Annotated in this window: 23 protein-coding genes; 22 read left to right on the forward strand and 1 reads right to left on the reverse strand. The window is 57.2% G+C overall.

Annotation, left to right across the window (positions count from 1 at the left end):
• The first annotated feature begins 91 nt into the window (after positions 1 to 91).
• From BBX50_RS07680 to BBX50_RS07705, 6 genes are all read left to right on the forward strand, one after another.
• Positions 92 to 484: a hypothetical protein gene (locus BBX50_RS07680; RefSeq protein ID WP_065774722.1), complete on the forward strand. Its 393-nt coding sequence runs from the start codon at positions 92 to 94 to the stop codon at positions 482 to 484.
• Between the two features lie 2 nt (positions 485 to 486).
• Positions 487 to 774: a hypothetical protein gene (locus tag BBX50_RS07685; RefSeq protein WP_065774723.1), complete on the forward strand. Its 288-nt coding sequence runs from the start codon at positions 487 to 489 to the stop codon at positions 772 to 774.
• Complete coding sequence (locus tag BBX50_RS07690) at positions 764 to 1,273, forward strand: hypothetical protein (RefSeq protein WP_065774724.1); 510 nt, start codon at positions 764 to 766, stop codon at positions 1,271 to 1,273. The genes BBX50_RS07685 and BBX50_RS07690 overlap by 11 nt, the downstream gene beginning before the upstream one ends.
• Positions 1,270 to 1,701, forward strand: a complete 432-nt coding sequence (locus BBX50_RS07695) for a hypothetical protein (RefSeq protein WP_065774725.1) — start codon at positions 1,270 to 1,272, stop codon at positions 1,699 to 1,701. The genes BBX50_RS07690 and BBX50_RS07695 overlap by 4 nt, the downstream gene beginning before the upstream one ends.
• Positions 1,698 to 1,934, forward strand: coding sequence for a hypothetical protein (locus BBX50_RS07700; RefSeq protein WP_065774726.1), 237 nt, complete (start codon positions 1,698 to 1,700; stop codon positions 1,932 to 1,934). The genes BBX50_RS07695 and BBX50_RS07700 overlap by 4 nt, the downstream gene beginning before the upstream one ends.
• A gap of 108 nt (positions 1,935 to 2,042) precedes the next feature.
• On the forward strand, positions 2,043 to 2,960 hold the full coding sequence (locus tag BBX50_RS07705; protein WP_065774727.1) for a hypothetical protein: 918 nt from the start codon (positions 2,043 to 2,045) through the stop codon (positions 2,958 to 2,960).
• A 12-nt stretch (positions 2,961 to 2,972) separates the two neighbouring features.
• On the opposite strand, the gene BBX50_RS07710 is transcribed toward BBX50_RS07705, so the two are convergent.
• Positions 2,973 to 3,671 (reverse strand): hypothetical protein, encoded by a 699-nt coding sequence (locus BBX50_RS07710; RefSeq protein WP_065774728.1) that lies wholly within the window; start codon positions 3,669 to 3,671, stop codon positions 2,973 to 2,975.
• A gap of 91 nt (positions 3,672 to 3,762) precedes the next feature.
• On the opposite strand from BBX50_RS07710, the gene BBX50_RS07715 reads away from it, so the two are divergent.
• From BBX50_RS07715 to BBX50_RS07790, 16 genes are all read left to right on the forward strand, one after another.
• On the forward strand, positions 3,763 to 4,338 hold the full coding sequence (locus BBX50_RS07715) for a hypothetical protein (RefSeq protein ID WP_065774729.1): 576 nt from the start codon (positions 3,763 to 3,765) through the stop codon (positions 4,336 to 4,338).
• Between the two features lie 152 nt (positions 4,339 to 4,490).
• Positions 4,491 to 5,084 (forward strand): hypothetical protein, encoded by a 594-nt coding sequence (locus BBX50_RS07720; protein WP_065774730.1) that lies wholly within the window; start codon positions 4,491 to 4,493, stop codon positions 5,082 to 5,084.
• A complete protein-coding gene (locus BBX50_RS07725) occupies positions 5,084 to 7,309 on the forward strand; it encodes a terminase gpA endonuclease subunit (RefSeq protein ID WP_065774731.1) in 2,226 nt (741 codons plus the stop codon). The genes BBX50_RS07720 and BBX50_RS07725 overlap by 1 nt, the downstream gene beginning before the upstream one ends.
• Complete coding sequence (locus BBX50_RS07730) at positions 7,299 to 7,544, forward strand: hypothetical protein (protein ID WP_065774732.1); 246 nt, start codon at positions 7,299 to 7,301, stop codon at positions 7,542 to 7,544. Before BBX50_RS07725 ends, BBX50_RS07730 begins: the two co-directional genes overlap by 11 nt.
• 9 nt (positions 7,545 to 7,553) lie before the next feature.
• Positions 7,554 to 9,146: a phage portal protein gene (locus BBX50_RS07735; protein WP_083213579.1), complete on the forward strand. Its 1,593-nt coding sequence runs from the start codon at positions 7,554 to 7,556 to the stop codon at positions 9,144 to 9,146.
• 58 nt (positions 9,147 to 9,204) lie between these two features.
• On the forward strand, positions 9,205 to 10,656 hold the full coding sequence (locus BBX50_RS07740) for a S49 family peptidase (RefSeq protein WP_065774733.1): 1,452 nt from the start codon (positions 9,205 to 9,207) through the stop codon (positions 10,654 to 10,656).
• A gap of 12 nt (positions 10,657 to 10,668) precedes the next feature.
• Positions 10,669 to 11,037 (forward strand): head decoration protein, encoded by a 369-nt coding sequence (locus BBX50_RS07745; protein ID WP_065774734.1) that lies wholly within the window; start codon positions 10,669 to 10,671, stop codon positions 11,035 to 11,037.
• A 15-nt stretch (positions 11,038 to 11,052) separates the two neighbouring features.
• Positions 11,053 to 12,072, forward strand: coding sequence for a major capsid protein (locus BBX50_RS07750; RefSeq protein ID WP_065774735.1), 1,020 nt, complete (start codon positions 11,053 to 11,055; stop codon positions 12,070 to 12,072).
• 54 nt (positions 12,073 to 12,126) lie between these two features.
• Complete coding sequence (locus BBX50_RS07755; protein ID WP_065774736.1) at positions 12,127 to 12,396, forward strand: hypothetical protein; 270 nt, start codon at positions 12,127 to 12,129, stop codon at positions 12,394 to 12,396.
• A 122-nt stretch (positions 12,397 to 12,518) separates the two neighbouring features.
• Entirely contained in the window at positions 12,519 to 12,854 is a 336-nt protein-coding gene (locus BBX50_RS07760; protein ID WP_065774737.1) for a hypothetical protein, read from the forward strand.
• 2 nt (positions 12,855 to 12,856) lie between these two features.
• Positions 12,857 to 13,702, forward strand: a complete 846-nt coding sequence (locus BBX50_RS07765; protein WP_065774738.1) for a glycine-rich domain-containing protein — start codon at positions 12,857 to 12,859, stop codon at positions 13,700 to 13,702.
• Positions 13,702 to 13,899: a hypothetical protein gene (locus tag BBX50_RS07770; protein ID WP_065774739.1), complete on the forward strand. Its 198-nt coding sequence runs from the start codon at positions 13,702 to 13,704 to the stop codon at positions 13,897 to 13,899. Before BBX50_RS07765 ends, BBX50_RS07770 begins: the two co-directional genes overlap by 1 nt.
• A complete protein-coding gene (locus BBX50_RS07775) occupies positions 13,899 to 14,252 on the forward strand; it encodes a hypothetical protein (RefSeq protein ID WP_065774740.1) in 354 nt (117 codons plus the stop codon). Before BBX50_RS07770 ends, BBX50_RS07775 begins: the two co-directional genes overlap by 1 nt.
• On the forward strand, positions 14,249 to 14,701 hold the full coding sequence (locus BBX50_RS07780) for a hypothetical protein (RefSeq protein WP_065774741.1): 453 nt from the start codon (positions 14,249 to 14,251) through the stop codon (positions 14,699 to 14,701). The genes BBX50_RS07775 and BBX50_RS07780 overlap by 4 nt, the downstream gene beginning before the upstream one ends.
• 11 nt (positions 14,702 to 14,712) lie before the next feature.
• A complete protein-coding gene (locus tag BBX50_RS07785) occupies positions 14,713 to 15,492 on the forward strand; it encodes a hypothetical protein (protein WP_139108313.1) in 780 nt (259 codons plus the stop codon).
• A gap of 113 nt (positions 15,493 to 15,605) precedes the next feature.
• Positions 15,606 to 16,070, forward strand: coding sequence for a hypothetical protein (locus BBX50_RS07790; RefSeq protein WP_065774743.1), 465 nt, complete (start codon positions 15,606 to 15,608; stop codon positions 16,068 to 16,070).
• Position 16,071: the final 1 nt, after the last annotated feature.

Raw genomic sequence — 16,071 nt, forward strand, 5'->3', positions numbered from 1 at the left:
CATCAAAGCTTGCGCCGACAGTTTTCTCGACTCACAATTATTATATTGAAACGTCGCCGGATTGGTCCGGCGACAACGTTGGAACCGTCCGATGTCGAAGAAGCAAAGATCAGCCTGGATTATGAGGAAGGCCTGGCAGCTTGCAAAAGCTGGTGCCGAACGCTTTGGCGGAAAGGCCCGCGAGTATCTCGCTGAGGCTATCCGCGAGGCCTGGGTTATGTTCCGCGAGCTGCCTCAGAAATCGCATCCTCTTGCCGTTACACTGGAGCTGGCCGCGTCTCTGGCGAAGAGCCTTTTCGGTATCAAGTCGGAAGCTCGCAACGAGCATTCTGCTGCTGCAATGCCGACCGTTCGCTCGGCTGTAGTCTCCGTTGCTGGCAAGGTTTCGAGCGCTTTCAAATCCCTTTTCCGCAACATCACCGCCCCGGTCACCCCGGCATATGCCTTCGCTGGGAACGGCACCGGACATCACCAGCGAGAGTAGCAATGCAAACACATATGTCCGCCGCTGATCTCCTGATCATGTGCGGCGAGGAAATTCACGGAGCAGGCTGGAAACGCCCGCTGGCCGACCGCCTTGGCGTGTCCGTTCGCACCCTTTCAAGATGGGCTGCGAAGACGACATCGCTGGGCTACGACCACGGCCTTTGGGCCGATCTTCGCGAGATAATCGCGGAGGAAATCCACGACACTCTGGATCGCGTCAAGTCAATGCAGGTCCTCGAACAACGAATCAAGATACATGCCGAAGGGGAGACAGCAGATGCAAAGTGACGGGCCGAAGAACATGGGACGGGGCGAGGTATATTACCGCCCGCAAAGTGGAGATGACTGGCGACTGATCGGATACACCGACAACCGTGACCCGGTTCGCGGCAAAGCCGAAGCCGAACGGCTCATCATGGAAGCTCCGGTGATGGACTGGGCACTCGACTGTCTGGAACGACTTGAAGTAGAAGCCGAACAGAAAGCTGGTGCCGAGGACCTTCGGGCTCGCATGGAGGTCGAAGGCTTCGGTGAATCCGATATCGATAGCCACCTGTTGAGTGGGATCATGTCGCGTGCCCAAGCGATCAAGTTTTTCGGCCTCGGCAACATTCAAAATCCAGTCACGGCGGAAATTGAGCGGCTTGTAAATAGTCTGGCTGCTGCTGCTCACGTGGAAGGATGGCTCAGCCGAAGGCAAGAAGACTGCGAAGAGGCGAAGGCGGAGACACAGTGTGCCAAAGCCGATCTCCTAGCCGCATTTGATCGGCTGAGGGGGCGTGTATGAACGGCATCAATCCCGACTACTTCCTGGAAGAAAGCACCACGATAACGCCGATCTATCCGTATCATGTTTTCTGGCGTCGTTTCTCCAGTGGTTTCCTCGTGTCGTCCAAGCTGTCATCGGAAGCGTGCGAAGAACACATCCGCCGTCAGGTTTCCGACAACCTGCGGAGTTACCCGTATTGCGTCGCACGTGGCGGCATGACCACCTGTAGCCCGACACCTGACAATCCAATCAACGACATCAGGCGCTCGATGTCGTTGATTGCCGAATACGAACTGGCCGAGATCGATGCGGACATGTCTGCGATCAGGATCGCCGCTAGTCGCGGCTACATGACTGGTGAGGCCGTGGCGGCCTACAGCCGGTTGACGAAGCGCAAGGATAAGCTGGAGGCGATCATCTCCAAGACCGACGAGGTCTCGGCATGAACATTCTCGTGAAACTCAACGGGAAGCCGCTACCCACCGATAACCTGGCAGACTTGATGATCGAGGTCAGAGCAGCATCCGAAGCCTATCGGAAACCGCACATCACCGAGCAGCTGCAGACCATGGTCGTCGCGCGTGTGAGGGACGCCTTAAAGGGGGTTTGCGACGATATCGGTACCGCCGATCATGACCGCCCAGGTGTCGACATTACGGTCCGGTTCTTCGCATTGTAAACACGACGGGAATCAAACCGTCAAAACCATAGACGGCACAGGATGGTCTGGAATTGATGCGCAAAGCCTGATTGAGTGGGAGGACAACGCGGAGCATAAAGTTACGGCATGGCGGCTATGGATGACGAGCAAGCAGAAGCAATAGCGACTGAATGGGGCGTAGACCCAGAATTGCTCAAGGAAGCCGAATGGAAACTGGAGACTATCGACGGTAACGATGGCGAGCTTTACGGCTACTTTGTACGGTTTCGAGAGGATACCGATCCTGACTTGCTCGCACAGCTAGGCGTATCTCCTGGTGAATACTATCGACAGGTTGGCATCAATGTGTTTGATGAGCCCGAGCCTGAACAAGACAACCCCTTCCCCGACAACCGCCTTGAAATTGCTAATGCTTATCCTGAGGAATGGGGAAATATACTGGCTGATTTTGCCCGGGGCGATCCCATCGAATCTGCAACCGGGGCGGCTTTCTCCGGGTCAGCTTTTGATGGCGATGCATTCGCGGCTGCCGATGCCTCTGTGTTGACGGCGGATAGCGGAGAGGTCCTTACAGACGACGATGGGAACCGGCTGGTAGTTGGCACGGACGACACGACGAGAGATTTTCAAAGAGACTTGTTGCTTCGACTGGACCGCCTTGAGGTAGCACTACAGACGTACCGTGATCATGTTCCACCCCGCAACCACAACGGTCCGCCAGAACTCGTAGAAGCCGATCCGATCCCTCCCAAGGACCTTGAACTGGTCGTCAAGGTGGTCGTTGACCTGAGGACCGAAGCACAACAGGAGCAGCCTGATCCGGTTAAACTGGAAGTTCAGGCATCCACCTTTCGACGGGTAGCAGGCGCGATTCTTTCCTGGATAGGCCGTAAGGCAGATAAGGCCGTTGATAGTGCCATCACGTCTAGTGTGCCGATTGGCGTCGCGTGGGTGATCGCGGACCCAAAAAGCCTTCATGACGCGCTTGTGTCAGTGGCCGATGCAGCGTCGGCGTTGGCTGCTCACCTTCAGAACTTGTTGTGAGGTGTTGGGCGGCTATGTCCCGGCAGGCTGCTTCACTGCGGCTTGCTCCCTCATTTCCCGTTCCTGGCGCTCTTTGCGAGACTTTTCCATTCGAGCGAAGAACTCCGCCTGCTTGGCCTTTTGCGCTTCGCGAGACTTCTTGATCTTGACGATAGTCGCTTCGAATGTGTGCTGCGGATCGTGATGCTCCCGCTCCTGGAACTCGACACCATAATCGTCCCGAAGGCGATTCAGGATATGGACGGCGGAGAGCCCGATCTTCGAATAGCGATCTTCAAGCTCTTCAAAATACTCGCTGTAGTCCGGTGGACCCGCGACATGCTCAGCAACGAAACTGGCGGACTCTTCTGCAGATTTGATCATGCCGGGGATGAGCAAGCTGCGATACATGAGGTCAGACGGTATCGACGCCCAGTCTAAGGCTGACGGCCATTCGATCCTCGGCGTCGGTGCGGTTGCGTGTGCGACACCCTCGTCGTCTTCATGCTTCGGATCGAAGACGACGTTCATGCAGTCGTCGATAAGCTGATCCATTGTCGTAGCAAGAAGCATCGCGTGATAGCGGATGAGCCTGCGACGCTTCCACCAGTCGGTGAAGATATCCTTCAAGCCGCCGAGAAACACGCCGAATAGCGTCACCAGCAACGTGCCACAGACCGTGATGACCACCTTGCCGAAGTCATCTTTTGCGAATGCAGTCAGCCAATCCATGTGAACCCCTGATTTTTGCGATCAGAGTGCATGAAACATCACGGGTTTCAATCAGCCGACGCCCGCACACTGTTGAAAACAGGAGATCATTATGGCCGGAATCGAAGTTTCCTTCGACGCACAGAAGTTCGCTGCCGAAGCGCACCGGATGGTCCAGGTCGAGCTGCCAGCCGCCATCCGTGCGGGTATGCGATCTGCTGCCAACAGGATCACGCACCAGCTCGGGCTAATGCTCGCCGACAAGCTCGATGACCCCGTTCCTTTCACCCAGCGCGGCTTCTATGCCGAGGTCAGCACTGCTGCAGCTGAGCCTGAGATGGAGATCGGCGTCAGGCCAATGCAAGCTGCATACCTGCAATACGTGTTCGATGGCGGCGTTGACAGCAACGCCCTTGTGCCAACGGCTGACACCGATCTCGACCGATACGGCAACATCCCTCGCGGTTACCTGGCCGCTGAGCAGGCTCAGGGCGCGGTCTGGATGACCGCACGCAGCGGCGTCCGCACATTGTTCGAAGACGGCAAAGGCCGCCTGAAGGCCGTGGCCATGATTGTCGACGAAGTCAGCTACGACAAGCTGGTCGACTTCGAGACGGAGGTCAGCATCGCTGTGTCCGATCTTCTACCCGATGCTGTCGCCGACAAGCTCGCCATTGCATTCGGCTGACCAGTTCATCCGGGTCTCTATCACCCCCACCGGGTAGGTTCTTTCCAGGAGCAGAACGACGAGAGGGTTCGGCATCGTCCCACCCCTCTCAATTGCTGGTGCGAAAACCAGGTAACGGGTAACGCTCGCGCCACAACCTGGGGGAGAACGGCATGGATTTTTCAAAGCTCGAACCGCTGTCGCAGGCAAAGTTTGCAAAGATTGCGGGTGTCTCTGGAAAAACCGTAAGTGATTGGAAATCAAAAGGTTATCTGACTTTTACGGATGATGGCCTCGTTGATTCAGCCGCTTCAGCAAAAGTTCTTCATGATCGCGGTTTGGGCAAGTTTGAGACCGTTACCCCACCTGCGGCAACCGTTACCCTCGCCGAGCCGACGGAAGAGTCTGACGCCGACACCGAAAGCCAGGCCGCCAATCTCATGATGCAAATCCTCGACGGTCAGGTCGAGATGGAGCTGCTCACATACAAGGAAGCCGAGACATACAAAGAAAACTATCTCGCGATGAACGCTCGGCTCAAATACGAGCATAGCGCCGGTCGGCTTGTAGAGAAGGCTGCGGTTGAAAAGCTATTCATCGAGCGCTGGTCGGCCGAGCGCGATGCTTGGGAAGTATGGCCGTCACTCGTCTGCGGCACGCTCGCCGCGAAGTTCGGCATCGATCAAATCCAGCTGCGTGTCGCTCTTGAAGATGCCGTTGAGGCTCAGCTCAAAGACCGCGTGTCCCGGCCAACGGTGAAACTATAATGGCTCGTCAGTGGCGTCCTGGCGAAGATGACAACGAGGAAGTCGGCGAGGGTATCAAGCTTGTCCTGCGTCGGTTATTTGACCAGTCGCTGCCAAAGTTGGCCGACCCGGCAAAGGTCGAGCAGGACGCCTTCAGCTTGGGCTATAGCCCGAACGAACGGCTGCTAGTCAGTGAGATAGCCGACCAACACCGCTACCTCGCTGGTGTTGGTGCATCGGAACCTGGCCTCTTTCGCACAGCCCGCACCCCGTACCTGAAGGAGCCGATGGACAATGCGTCCGTGGGGTCACCGGTTTGGAAGACAGTGTTCGTTTCGGGTGCACAGACCGGCAAGTCGGAAGCCGGTAACAACATGGTCTTCTATTGGATGTCGGCGGCACCCGGGCCGATCATGATGGTATTGCCGTCAGCCGGAGTCGCCAAGAAGGTCAGCAAGCAGCGCCTCACGCCGATGATTCAAGCTTCGGATTATCTGAGGGAGCGTGTCATTGAAGACCTGCTGCTATCGAAGGAGTTTCGCGGCGGTCTCCTTTTCATGGCATCGGCCGAGTCCGGGGCCGACCTGCGTTCGCTTCCTATCCGATACCTGTATTGCGACGAGGTCGATGCATACGTTCTCGACGTCAACGGGGAAGGTCCGCCTGTCGGACTGGCCATGCGCCGCACGAACACCTTCAAGAGCAAGCGAAAGGTCTACCTGACTTCGACACCGACAAAAGAAGCGACGTCAGTAATCTGGCGTGAGTTCCTGCTCGGTGACCAACGTCTATACCACATGCCTTGCCCGTCCGAGAAATGCGGTAAGCTCCTAGTCTTCGAATTTGAAGGTCTGAAGTGGACTTGGGGCAAAGCAGCCGAGACGGTCTATTTCGAGTGCCCGCACTGCAAGTTCCACATTCATGAGCATCACAAGGAGACGATGCTCCCGGCCGGTCAGTGGATCGCGACCAGGAAGGACCTGGAGAACGTCGAGGAAGGCGTCCGTAGCTACCGCCTCAATTCGCTTTATTCGCCACTGGGCTGGCTCTCGTGGGCCGATATCGCTCGGACTTGGGAAGACTACCAAGGCTCGCCGATGAAGATCGCCGAGTTCCGCAATACCATCCTTGGCCTACCCTCCATTGAAGTCTCCGAAAAGGTCGATTGGGAAGCAGTCTACAATCGCGGAGACATCGGCGAGACGCCGTATGTCATGGAGAAGAACGGTCGCACTATCGTGCCGAGCGGCTGCCTTTTCCTTACGCGCGGGATCGACGTCGGTCAGGACCATATCGAAATTGGTGTCCACGGCTACGGTCGTGACGGCCACCGGTTCTGGATCGATCATTTCCGCATCAGTGGCGACACCAATCAGCAGGCAATCTGGGACGAGCTGACGCGGCATATCCAGCACGCATACGTCAATGTCTACGGCGTGCCGATGCTGCCAAAGAAGAACCTTATCGACACCAGCTATCTGACCCCAATGGTGAAGGCCTGGATACGCAAGCAGAACCAGACTCTGGTGCTGGGTGTGGACCCTATGGATGACAGGCCCATGCCAGTTAAGGTCGAAGTACAGGGTGAACCCGATCCGTTCAATTCAGGCAAGAAGACGAATGTCGGGGCACTGAAGATTGTCCAGGCGGATGTTAGCCACTTCAAGAGCGAGCTGCTCAGTATCCTGAATATCCCGACCCCGAGCGATACGACCGAAGCGCCGATGAACTGGTTCCACGTCCCTCTCAAGGGCGGAGAGTTCTCGAAGGAGCTGGCCAAGCAGCTAACGTCCGAGCGCAAGGTTCTCATCCGTGATCCGAGCGGTCTGATTACCGGAGAGAAGTACGTCCGCATCGAGGGTCGTCGAGCAGAAGCTCTCGACTGCCACAACTACGCCCGTGCAGGCGCATACCTGCTTGGGTGGGACCGCTTTACGGGGGCGCACTTCGACCGGCTCGAACAGCAGCTCCGTGATGCGGCAGATGCGCTGAAGGCCGAGCAGGCAGCAGAGGAACGCGGGGCTCCGGTCCAGAAACCGGTCTCTCGAACCAAGGTCGAAGCTCCTCCCATGGTGCCGAAGCTCGACATCACACCGCCAGGTCAGAAGCCGATGATTAAGATCACGCCACCGAAAACATCCGGGTCTCAATCAGCCAATCGTCCGACAGTTGAGGGAAAGCCTCGCCGCCACATCGTCCCGATGCCTGCGGCCGCGTTGCAGGGAGACGATGACGATGAGTTCTAACCAGGCCCGACTTCTGCAGCTCAATTCCTGGATTGCCGACGGTGAACGGGCGCTGTTCGAGCTGGCTACCGGGTCAAAAGTTGTGATGTTGAGCTACAGCATTGACGGCAACATGCAGCGCCAATTTAATCAGGCAAGTGCCCAGTTCCTGCGCGACCTGATCGTCCAATGGAAGTCTGAGGCTGCTAGCCTTGGAGGCGGAGGATTCCGTCGTCGTCCGATGATCCTTGCGTAAGGATCGCCGATGACAGTCACGATCATTCCTCCCTCTGCCGGTCCCCGTCATCCGAAGATGTATCAGCTCCTAAATGCTGACGGGTCGCCCATGTCGTCTGTGTCCGCATCCGACACAGCGTTCAAGGCCGCCTCCCAGGAAGGCAAGATGCGGCTGTGGAACCCCGCTAAAGGTTCTGCGGATTCTGACTTATTGCCGGAAAAGCCGACCATCGACGCGCGTTCGGTCGATCTCGTCCGCAACGAGGTCTCCGCGAAGTCGGGCATCGACACCTTACTAGACTTGGTGATCGGCACCGGGCCGACCATCGTGCCGATCCCTGACTATAAGGCTCTGGGTCTGGACAAGGAGTGGGCAGCAGAGTGGGCTCGTAACGTGCAGGGCATCGTGCACGACTACATCGATTCAGAGGCTATGGACGTGACCCGCTCAGGAAATCTAACCGACAACTTGAGGATGGGTCTCCGCACTGAGATCGCACAGGGCGAACAGGCTGTCGTCCCATACTTCATCGAAGGCCGACCCGGCTCTGATTTCGCGACGTGCTTCCAGTGGATTGATCCCGACCGTATCAGCAATCCCCTCGGCACGTTCGACTCACAGTATCTCCGGTCAGGCATCGAGATTGACGAGTTCGGAGCACCACAGCGTTACCATGTGCAGAAAGTTCATCCCGCTGATGTAGGCACCTTCGCGGCAATCGAAGGGGCCTACGAATGGGAGGCAATCGACGCTTTGACCGAGTGGGGCCGACCCAGCTTCATACATGTTTTCGAACGTGAGCGTCCTGACCAGCATCGTGGTCTATCGATGCTCGCGGCGATGATGCCGTTCTATAAGGACGCGTCCGACTACCGTGGGGCCGAAGTAAAGGCCGCCCTTGCAAACGCCATTGTTGCGGGCTTCACCGAGAGTTCCATGGAAATGAGCCAACTGCTCGACATGTTCGGCGGGGACGCATCGTCGTTGCTTGCGGCACGTGCGGAATACATCCTCAACATGCAACCTGGATCGATCTTGCCGCTATTCCCTGGTGACAAGTTTGCGTCGCACAACCCATCTCGTCCGAACGCTGCGTATGAGGGTTTCATGCGTGCGATCAAAAAGGACCAGTCGCTTGGCTTCAACTTGCCGCATCAGATCGCCATGAAAGACACCGACGGTGATAGTTATTCCAGTTTGAAGGGTGCCTTCAACATGGCACGGCGTGCCATTGCACCCCGACAGTCGTCCTCCAAAACGAAGTGCGTCGACAAGATCGTTCGCTGTTTGATGGAAGAGCTAGTCGGCACCGGCATCATCGAAGCACCGGGTTTTTGGGACAACAACCGTACACGCAATGCCTGGCTTCGAACCCGGATCATCTGGGACGGTGAAGGGTGGCTTGATCCTGCTCGTGAGGCACAGGCAGCTCAGCTCCGCATTGCTCTCGGCATCAGCACCTACGAAATCGAGTGTGCGGCACAGGGTCTCGATTGGCGTGAAGTGATGGAACAGAGGTCGGTTGAGCAGCGCTTCATGAAAGCGCTCGACCTCGACCAGAATCAGTTGACGACCTCCATCGCTCTGGCTCCCCAAACGCCGGAGCGGCCCGAGCAATAATTCCTCCGGGTTTCAATCAGCCGATTGCGATCTCCTGTGCTGAGAACAGGAGATACGCATGCGCTTTTTCAACCGTTTGAGATCGTCGGGGGAGCCGTGGCTGCTCACGCCAGAGGCCTTCCGTGCGATGTCGGAAGCTGCCGCTGAGCAGGACACGACGATCCGCGCCATTGCTAAAGAGTGGGGCGAGCCGGAGGAAGGTACCTGGGACGTAGAAGTTCACAATGGCGTCGCTGTCGTAAAGGTAGACGGCGTCCTGATGCGCAATTGGAGCATCTGGTCCTTTCTGTTTGGCGGCTCCGCTTACGAACTCCTGATCAAAGATATCGCCACCGCCATCAAAGACGACAACATCAAAGCCATCGTTCTCGATATCGACAGCCCTGGCGGCGAAGTTACCGGATGCGCCGAGTTGGCAAACGCCATCTTCGAGATGCGATCACAGAAGCCGATCATCGCATATGCGACCGGTACCGCTGCATCAGCCGCATATTGGATCGCCTCCTCGTGCTCGAAGGTCATCATCAGTTCCACCTCCGCTCTCGGCTCCATCGGCTGCGTCATGGAGGTCAGTGACTATTCGTCGGCGCGGGAAAAAGCGGGCATCAAGGACATTCAGATTGTCAGCTCGCAGAGCCCTCTAAAGCGTCCGGACCTTAGCACCGACGAAGGTTTGTCAACGGTTCAGGCCCACGTCGACGCCATCGCCGCAGTCTTCATCGCTGACGTCGCGAAATTTAGGGGGGTCTCTATCAAACGTGTCAGCGAAGATTTCGGAAAGGGCGATTGCTTCATCGGACAAGCCGCCGTCGACGCCGGTTTGGCGGACGAGATCGGGAGCCTGGAAGCGGTGATCGCCGAATACGGAATCGAACAACAGGCCACGCCGACAGTCGGCGTACCGGCCGATACGGGAGGAAATGGAATGCTGAAAGCTATCGCTAAGGCAACCAAGAAGACCGCCAAGATCGCTGCTAAGGCAAAGGCTGAGGAGCAGGACCAAGAAGCGGAGGACGAAGAGATCGATCCTGAAGCCGAAGATGATGTCGACACCGATGCTGAAGGTGAAGACGTCGATCCAGATGCAGAAGGCGAAGAGGACGTCGACGCGGAGGATGAAGACCTAGACCCCGACGCGGAGGACGAGGAAGTCGATCCGGATGCCGAGGACGAAGAAGAGCAACCTGTTTCGAATAAGGCTTCCGCCGCTCAGAAGCGTATTGCTGCGATTCTTCGTGCTCCGGAAGCTAGCGGACGCCGCAAGCTCGCCGAGCACCTCGCGCTAAACACGCACCTTTCCAGCAAAGCCGCTCGGTCGATCCTGAAGGCGTCCCCGAAAGCGCAGGCGGCTTCGGGGAACTCGAAGGCTTCCAGTTCCTTCCGGTCGGCCATGCTCGCCAAAGGGAACCCAAAAATCGGAAACGGTACCGGCAAGGGCAAGACCATGTCGGCTGAAGACAAAGCTGTCGACGCGATCCTCGCATCCGTTGACCAGCTTCGCGGAAAGTAAGGGAGGATTACGATGACCGCATCTATTCAATTTGACGAGCTGAAGCAGGTCGAAATCCTCGCCAGCAATCTACCGACCGCCATGGAGATGGTCACTATTGCAGCCGGTCAGAACCTGCCGCGTGGTGCCGTTCTCGGCCGCGTCACGGCGACGAAGGAATACGTCCTTTCGCTCGCCGCATCCACCGATGGTTCCGAAACCCCAAGCGCGATCCTCGAAGAGGCTGTTGACGCTTCTGTAGGTGCCGACAAAGGGCCAGCCCATCTTTCCGGACATTTCGTCGCTCGCAACTTGACGTTCGGCACCGGCCATACAGCGGCCAGCACCAAGGACGGCCTGCGTGCATTCGGCATCTACCTCGATCTCGCGCCAGCGATCTAAGCAAGGAACAGACACATGAGCAATATCTATGATCCAATCGTCCTGGCGAAGACCGTTAAGCGTCTGATCCGCCCGAAGACGCATTTCCTGTCGAGCGCATTCCCGATCATCGATGTCCAGGAGACTGAAATGGTCGCCATCGATATCGAGAAGTCTCGTCGGGCTCTAGCGCCTTTCGTTCACCCGGACATGCCAGGCCAAGCAGTCGATGCCCTGCCGTTCGAGACGGTTACGCTGAAACCGGCATACGTGAAGCCGACCAGCATCCTGAAGCCGAAGGACACGCAGAAGCGCCGCGCTGGCGAACGCATCGGAGGCGACATGACTCTCCGCGACCGCCGCGCCGCTGCAGTCGCTGAAACGCTGCTCGACCACGTCGACCAGATCACCCGCCGTAAAGAGTTCATGGCAGCTCAACTGCTGACGACCGGTAAGGCCACGATCACTGGCGAGAATTATCCGACCCGCATCATTGACTATCGTCGTGATCCTGATCTTACCCTCACACTGACGGGCACGGACCGTTGGGGTCAGGCGGATGCAAAGCCCCTTGACGATTTGGAAGACATGGCAGAACGCGTCCATGAAAAGGAAGGCGTGACCGTGCGCAAGATCACCATGGACCCCCAGGCCTGGCGAGCGTTCAAGAAGGATAAGGATGTCAGAGAAATCCTCGACAACCGTCGTGCGGCCGGTGGCTATGCTGAGTTCGGCGCACTCGATCTAGCCAACGGTGCGCAGCTCGCTGGTGTCTTCGGGCTCTTCGAGGTTTGGGTCTACAGCGAGTATTACGAGCTGAACGGCGTTAACTACCCGCTCATGGCACCAGGCACGGTCGTCGGACACTCCGATCAGATGGAAGGCATCCAAGTTCACGGTGCGATCCTGGACGAAGAAGCTCTACAGGCCATGGAAATCTTCCCGAACTCTTGGATCGAGCGGAACCCGAGCCGTCGCCTCCTACAATCGCAGTCTTCGCCAATCCTGAACCCTGGCCGCCGCAACGCGTCGTTCACGATCAAGGCATTCGGCTAACGGATTTGGGCCTCTGGGAGATCAGAGGCTCTCCGAACTTTGGAGAAAAGAAAAATGGCAACCGCAAAGAGACAAGAACAGGTCACCTCGGAAAATGTGGAAGGTTCTGTTCTTCCGACCCTCATTCTCACCGGCTCGGTCAAGATCGCCGGAGAATACCATGGGGCTAAGTCCAAGATCGACACCGACGACCGGGAGCTTCACGCGGCGCTCTTGGCATCCGGTGCCGCCAAGAAATTCCTTGTCGTTGAGAAGGATGAGGTCCTCCTCGATGAGGAAACCGGCCTTCCAGTCGAGGTCGAAAACGTAGTCGAGACCGAGTGAGACATTTTCTCCAGTTGTCTCGCTCCCGAGGCCGTCTGTAGCTCCTTGCAGACGGCCTCGTCATTTTCAGGGGTCTCTATCAGCCGATGACTCCACGATAGCTCTAACGACGGAGCTTTGAGATGGCTGACACCAATATCGATTATCTACTGACAGTTTTCGGCGAGCATCTGATCACCCCCGTTCCGCCCATGCCCAGACTGGTGACTAGCATCCCCGTGGCCGCCGGAGACACGGTCGAGCACACGTTCGACGACACGACCGAATTCATGTCGTTCCGAGTGCCCCCAGGTACCGAAGGTGCCAGCATGCTCGGTGGTTCTATGGCTGAGGCGTCCGGAAAAACGTTCCTTCCAATCTATCCAGGAGATGAGGGCCGTAAGGTCGATCCGGGCTCAAAAGTCTGCATCAAGAACTCCGGTGCATCTGCCATCGAAATCTACATCGCGGAGATTTAACGATGAGCTGGTCTCCTTCCTACATCGCGGGCTCGTCTGGCGGTGGCGCTTCCGGTCCCTTCCCGGCTCGTCGACGCATCATGAAATTTGGCACCGCCGACCACATCAAATACACCACGTCAGCCACGACGTCGAAAGCAGACATTGTGGCTGCGATTGGTGCTGCTGAGCCTGGTTTGGACCCGCGCCAGATCGAGCTGGAATTCATGGTTGTCGGTGCTGGCGGTGCAGGAGCTTCCGGTGAATCAGCCTTTGGCGGCCTCGCTGGCATCGTCTCCGTTAAGAGCATTTGGCTCTCGGACGTCCCCGACGGCTCGATCTACATCGACATCGGCGCGGGTGGCCTCGGGGCAATCGGGGATATGGGCAATGGCGGTAGTCCGACTGTAGTCACTTTTACCGGTGGCCGGTCGATTATGGCTTTCGGCGGGATGGGAGGATGGCCCAACGTTGATGCGCAACGAATGAACTGGGTTATCGCTGTCGGCAACGGCGCTAGATACGGCGATCCTGCGATTGTCAAAGACGGCCCAAGCAATCCAACCGGACCTGGCAACGGCGGCGGGCGTGATCCCGGCTATTTTGGGACCGGTGGAGCATCGTCGACGGCCGACAACGAGCTGGCATTGTATACCGGCTGGGGCGACTTCGGCATTGCCGGGTCGGATGCGAATACCAACCTCTACGGTCAATTTGGCTCCGGCGGTTCTTGCGGAGACGGTAGCACACCAGGCGGCAAAGGAGGCATTCCCGGTGGGGCCGGAGGGGCGTCCCCTGTCGATCTAGCTGGTGGTCCCGGTGAGCGAGGCGAAGTTAGAATCCGCGTGATTGTCTGGGAGACCCTCTGATGCACAATCGATATTTTAAAGTCGACATTGCCACGCATTACATCGTGGCAGTTACCGTTGGTCAGGCACCTAGACCGGGCATCGAGTTCCTCGAACAGACGCCGGAGACCGCTCACGTCGGCATCGGCTGGAGCTATGTCGGAGGTGAGTTCACCGACACCCGCGAGGCCTACAAGCGGAATTTGGGAGCTGTCTGATGCACCTGAACTCCGGTTCCTTTCCCATCGCTACAGCCCCTGGCTTCGAAACCATGGCCGACGATCTGCTGACATACGGCGGATCGGAGCCTGTGGTTTGGACAGCAGGCGGTCAGCAGCCTGTTACCATCCGTGCCATCGTGCGGCAGTTCTCGGCCAAGGTTGAGACTGCTCTGCAGACCGTTTCCAAGGTTGGCATCAGTTCGATCCTTGTCGCGGCAATGGATGTACCGGGGCTTCAACCAGGTGATCTCTTCTCCCTTCGCGGTGCCACCTTCCGCGTCGCCGATGGAGGCGTCTGGCCCGACGGATTTGCGATGGTGAAAGTCGAGGTGACGGAGGTCTATCCGTGAAGCTAGAACTAGACCTTTGCGACACGATCCGTGACCTCCTGATTGCCGGTTTGCCAGATATCGGAGGCCGCATCCTAGTTGATCAGAAATTTCCGACGGATAAACGGTACTGGCCGTGCGTCCTCGTTTGGATGCCACGCGTCGACTACCGGCATACGGGCAAACGCATCGGACATCGGCCGAGAACGGGTTTACCAGCACTCACGATCACGGTCGCCGATGACGGCTCTAAGCCGGAAATCGGCCGATCACTTGCCCTGCTCGGCCAGCAGATCGACGACATTTTGACCGGTAGCGAAAGCCTGCAGGACGGCGGCCTAACTTTATCGTGGTCTCAATCAGATGTTGCCCGACACAATGGCGCAATGCTCGCAGTCCGGCAGCTCGGCTATGGCCTCACTTACGAGACGCGCGAAGGGGAAACAACCGAGACGATTGGGTCTCGATAAGGGAGGAATACATGCCTAGCTACAATGTGCTTAGCAAAACTCTATACGAAATCCGTCGTGCGGAAGTCATGATCCGCAAGGTAGGCAGCAGCCTCTGGCTTCAGCTCGGTGACGTGGACAGCTTCACGCTCAACCTTGCACCTACGTTCATTGAGCGGAAAGGCAAAAACGGTCCGGTCCGAACGACCCGGACCCGCATTCTCAACGAGATCGCGTCGACCGTCAGCTTCACGGCCATGCAGAAGACAAAGTTCATCCGCGCCGTATCCTTGCTCTCGTCCGAGGGTGTCTTGACGCAAGATGCCGTTGCAGCCGGAACGTTCGACAGAACGGTAGGCATCGGCGACCTTATCCATGCCGGTCACTACGATATCGCTGATGTCGAGATTCTTTCTGGCGCGACCTCACTAGTTGAAGGTACCGATTTCAAAGTCGTCGATCCCGAATTTGGCATGATCCAAATTCTGAAAGTACCGACCGGTGTTACGCCTGACGCCAGCGGAAAGTTCCCGATCACGGGCGCATACACTGCTACGGCAATCACAGCGTCCGACAAGCGCCTGCTCGCCAAGATCGGCTCCAACACCGAGATCGATGTCGAGATCGCCGTGCGTGATGTAGGCAAGAACTCGCAGCCGAAGGTCCTTCGTCTGTGGCAAGTGACCCTCTCTCCAAACGGGGACATCGCCTACGTCGACGAAGATGATGTCACAGGCGTCCAGATCAACGGCACTGCACTAGACCTTGGCGGCGATCAGGGTATTGGCATCGAAGTCGATCTCGCCGCCTGATCTTTATCGATCCCACTTTATGAAAGGCCGTCGTAGTGCGGCCTCTCTTTTTTCCGGGTCTCTATCAGCCGATAGCGTCACGCTTTTCCAGAACATCAGAACTGGAGAACGCGATGTCGAACCTGAAAACAATGAAATCGACAGTACGAAATATTACGGTCAACGACGGGTCTGGCAACGCCATGACTCTCAATCCAATCGGCTTCATTCCCGTTACCGAGCGAATCTCCGGAGATAGAGACCTGTCGAACGCTGTGATGCTTGCAAAAGATCACGGGCCATACGCCATGCTGACAGAAATCAGGAAATTCCCTGAGTTCATCCGCTGGATTATTGTTCAGTCGTTCATTCGAGCTGAGGTCACTCCATCCAAAGAGGATGTCGAGATCATCGAAGCCTATGTCGACGGGCTGTCCTTCGACGAAATGTTCGATATGGCCAAGGCACTCTTCGAACACTGGTTCCCCGATTTAGAAGTGACTAAAAAAAACCTTTCGATCCTGTTCGCGACTTTGTCGGAGAAGAGTCCGCCGGAGCCACAAGCCGACGACGGGTCAGCCACCCAAGCCAACTCGTAGA

It is taken from the genome of Ensifer sp. LC11, from assembly GCF_001695835.1.
Lineage (GTDB): Bacteria > Pseudomonadota > Alphaproteobacteria > Rhizobiales > Rhizobiaceae > Ensifer.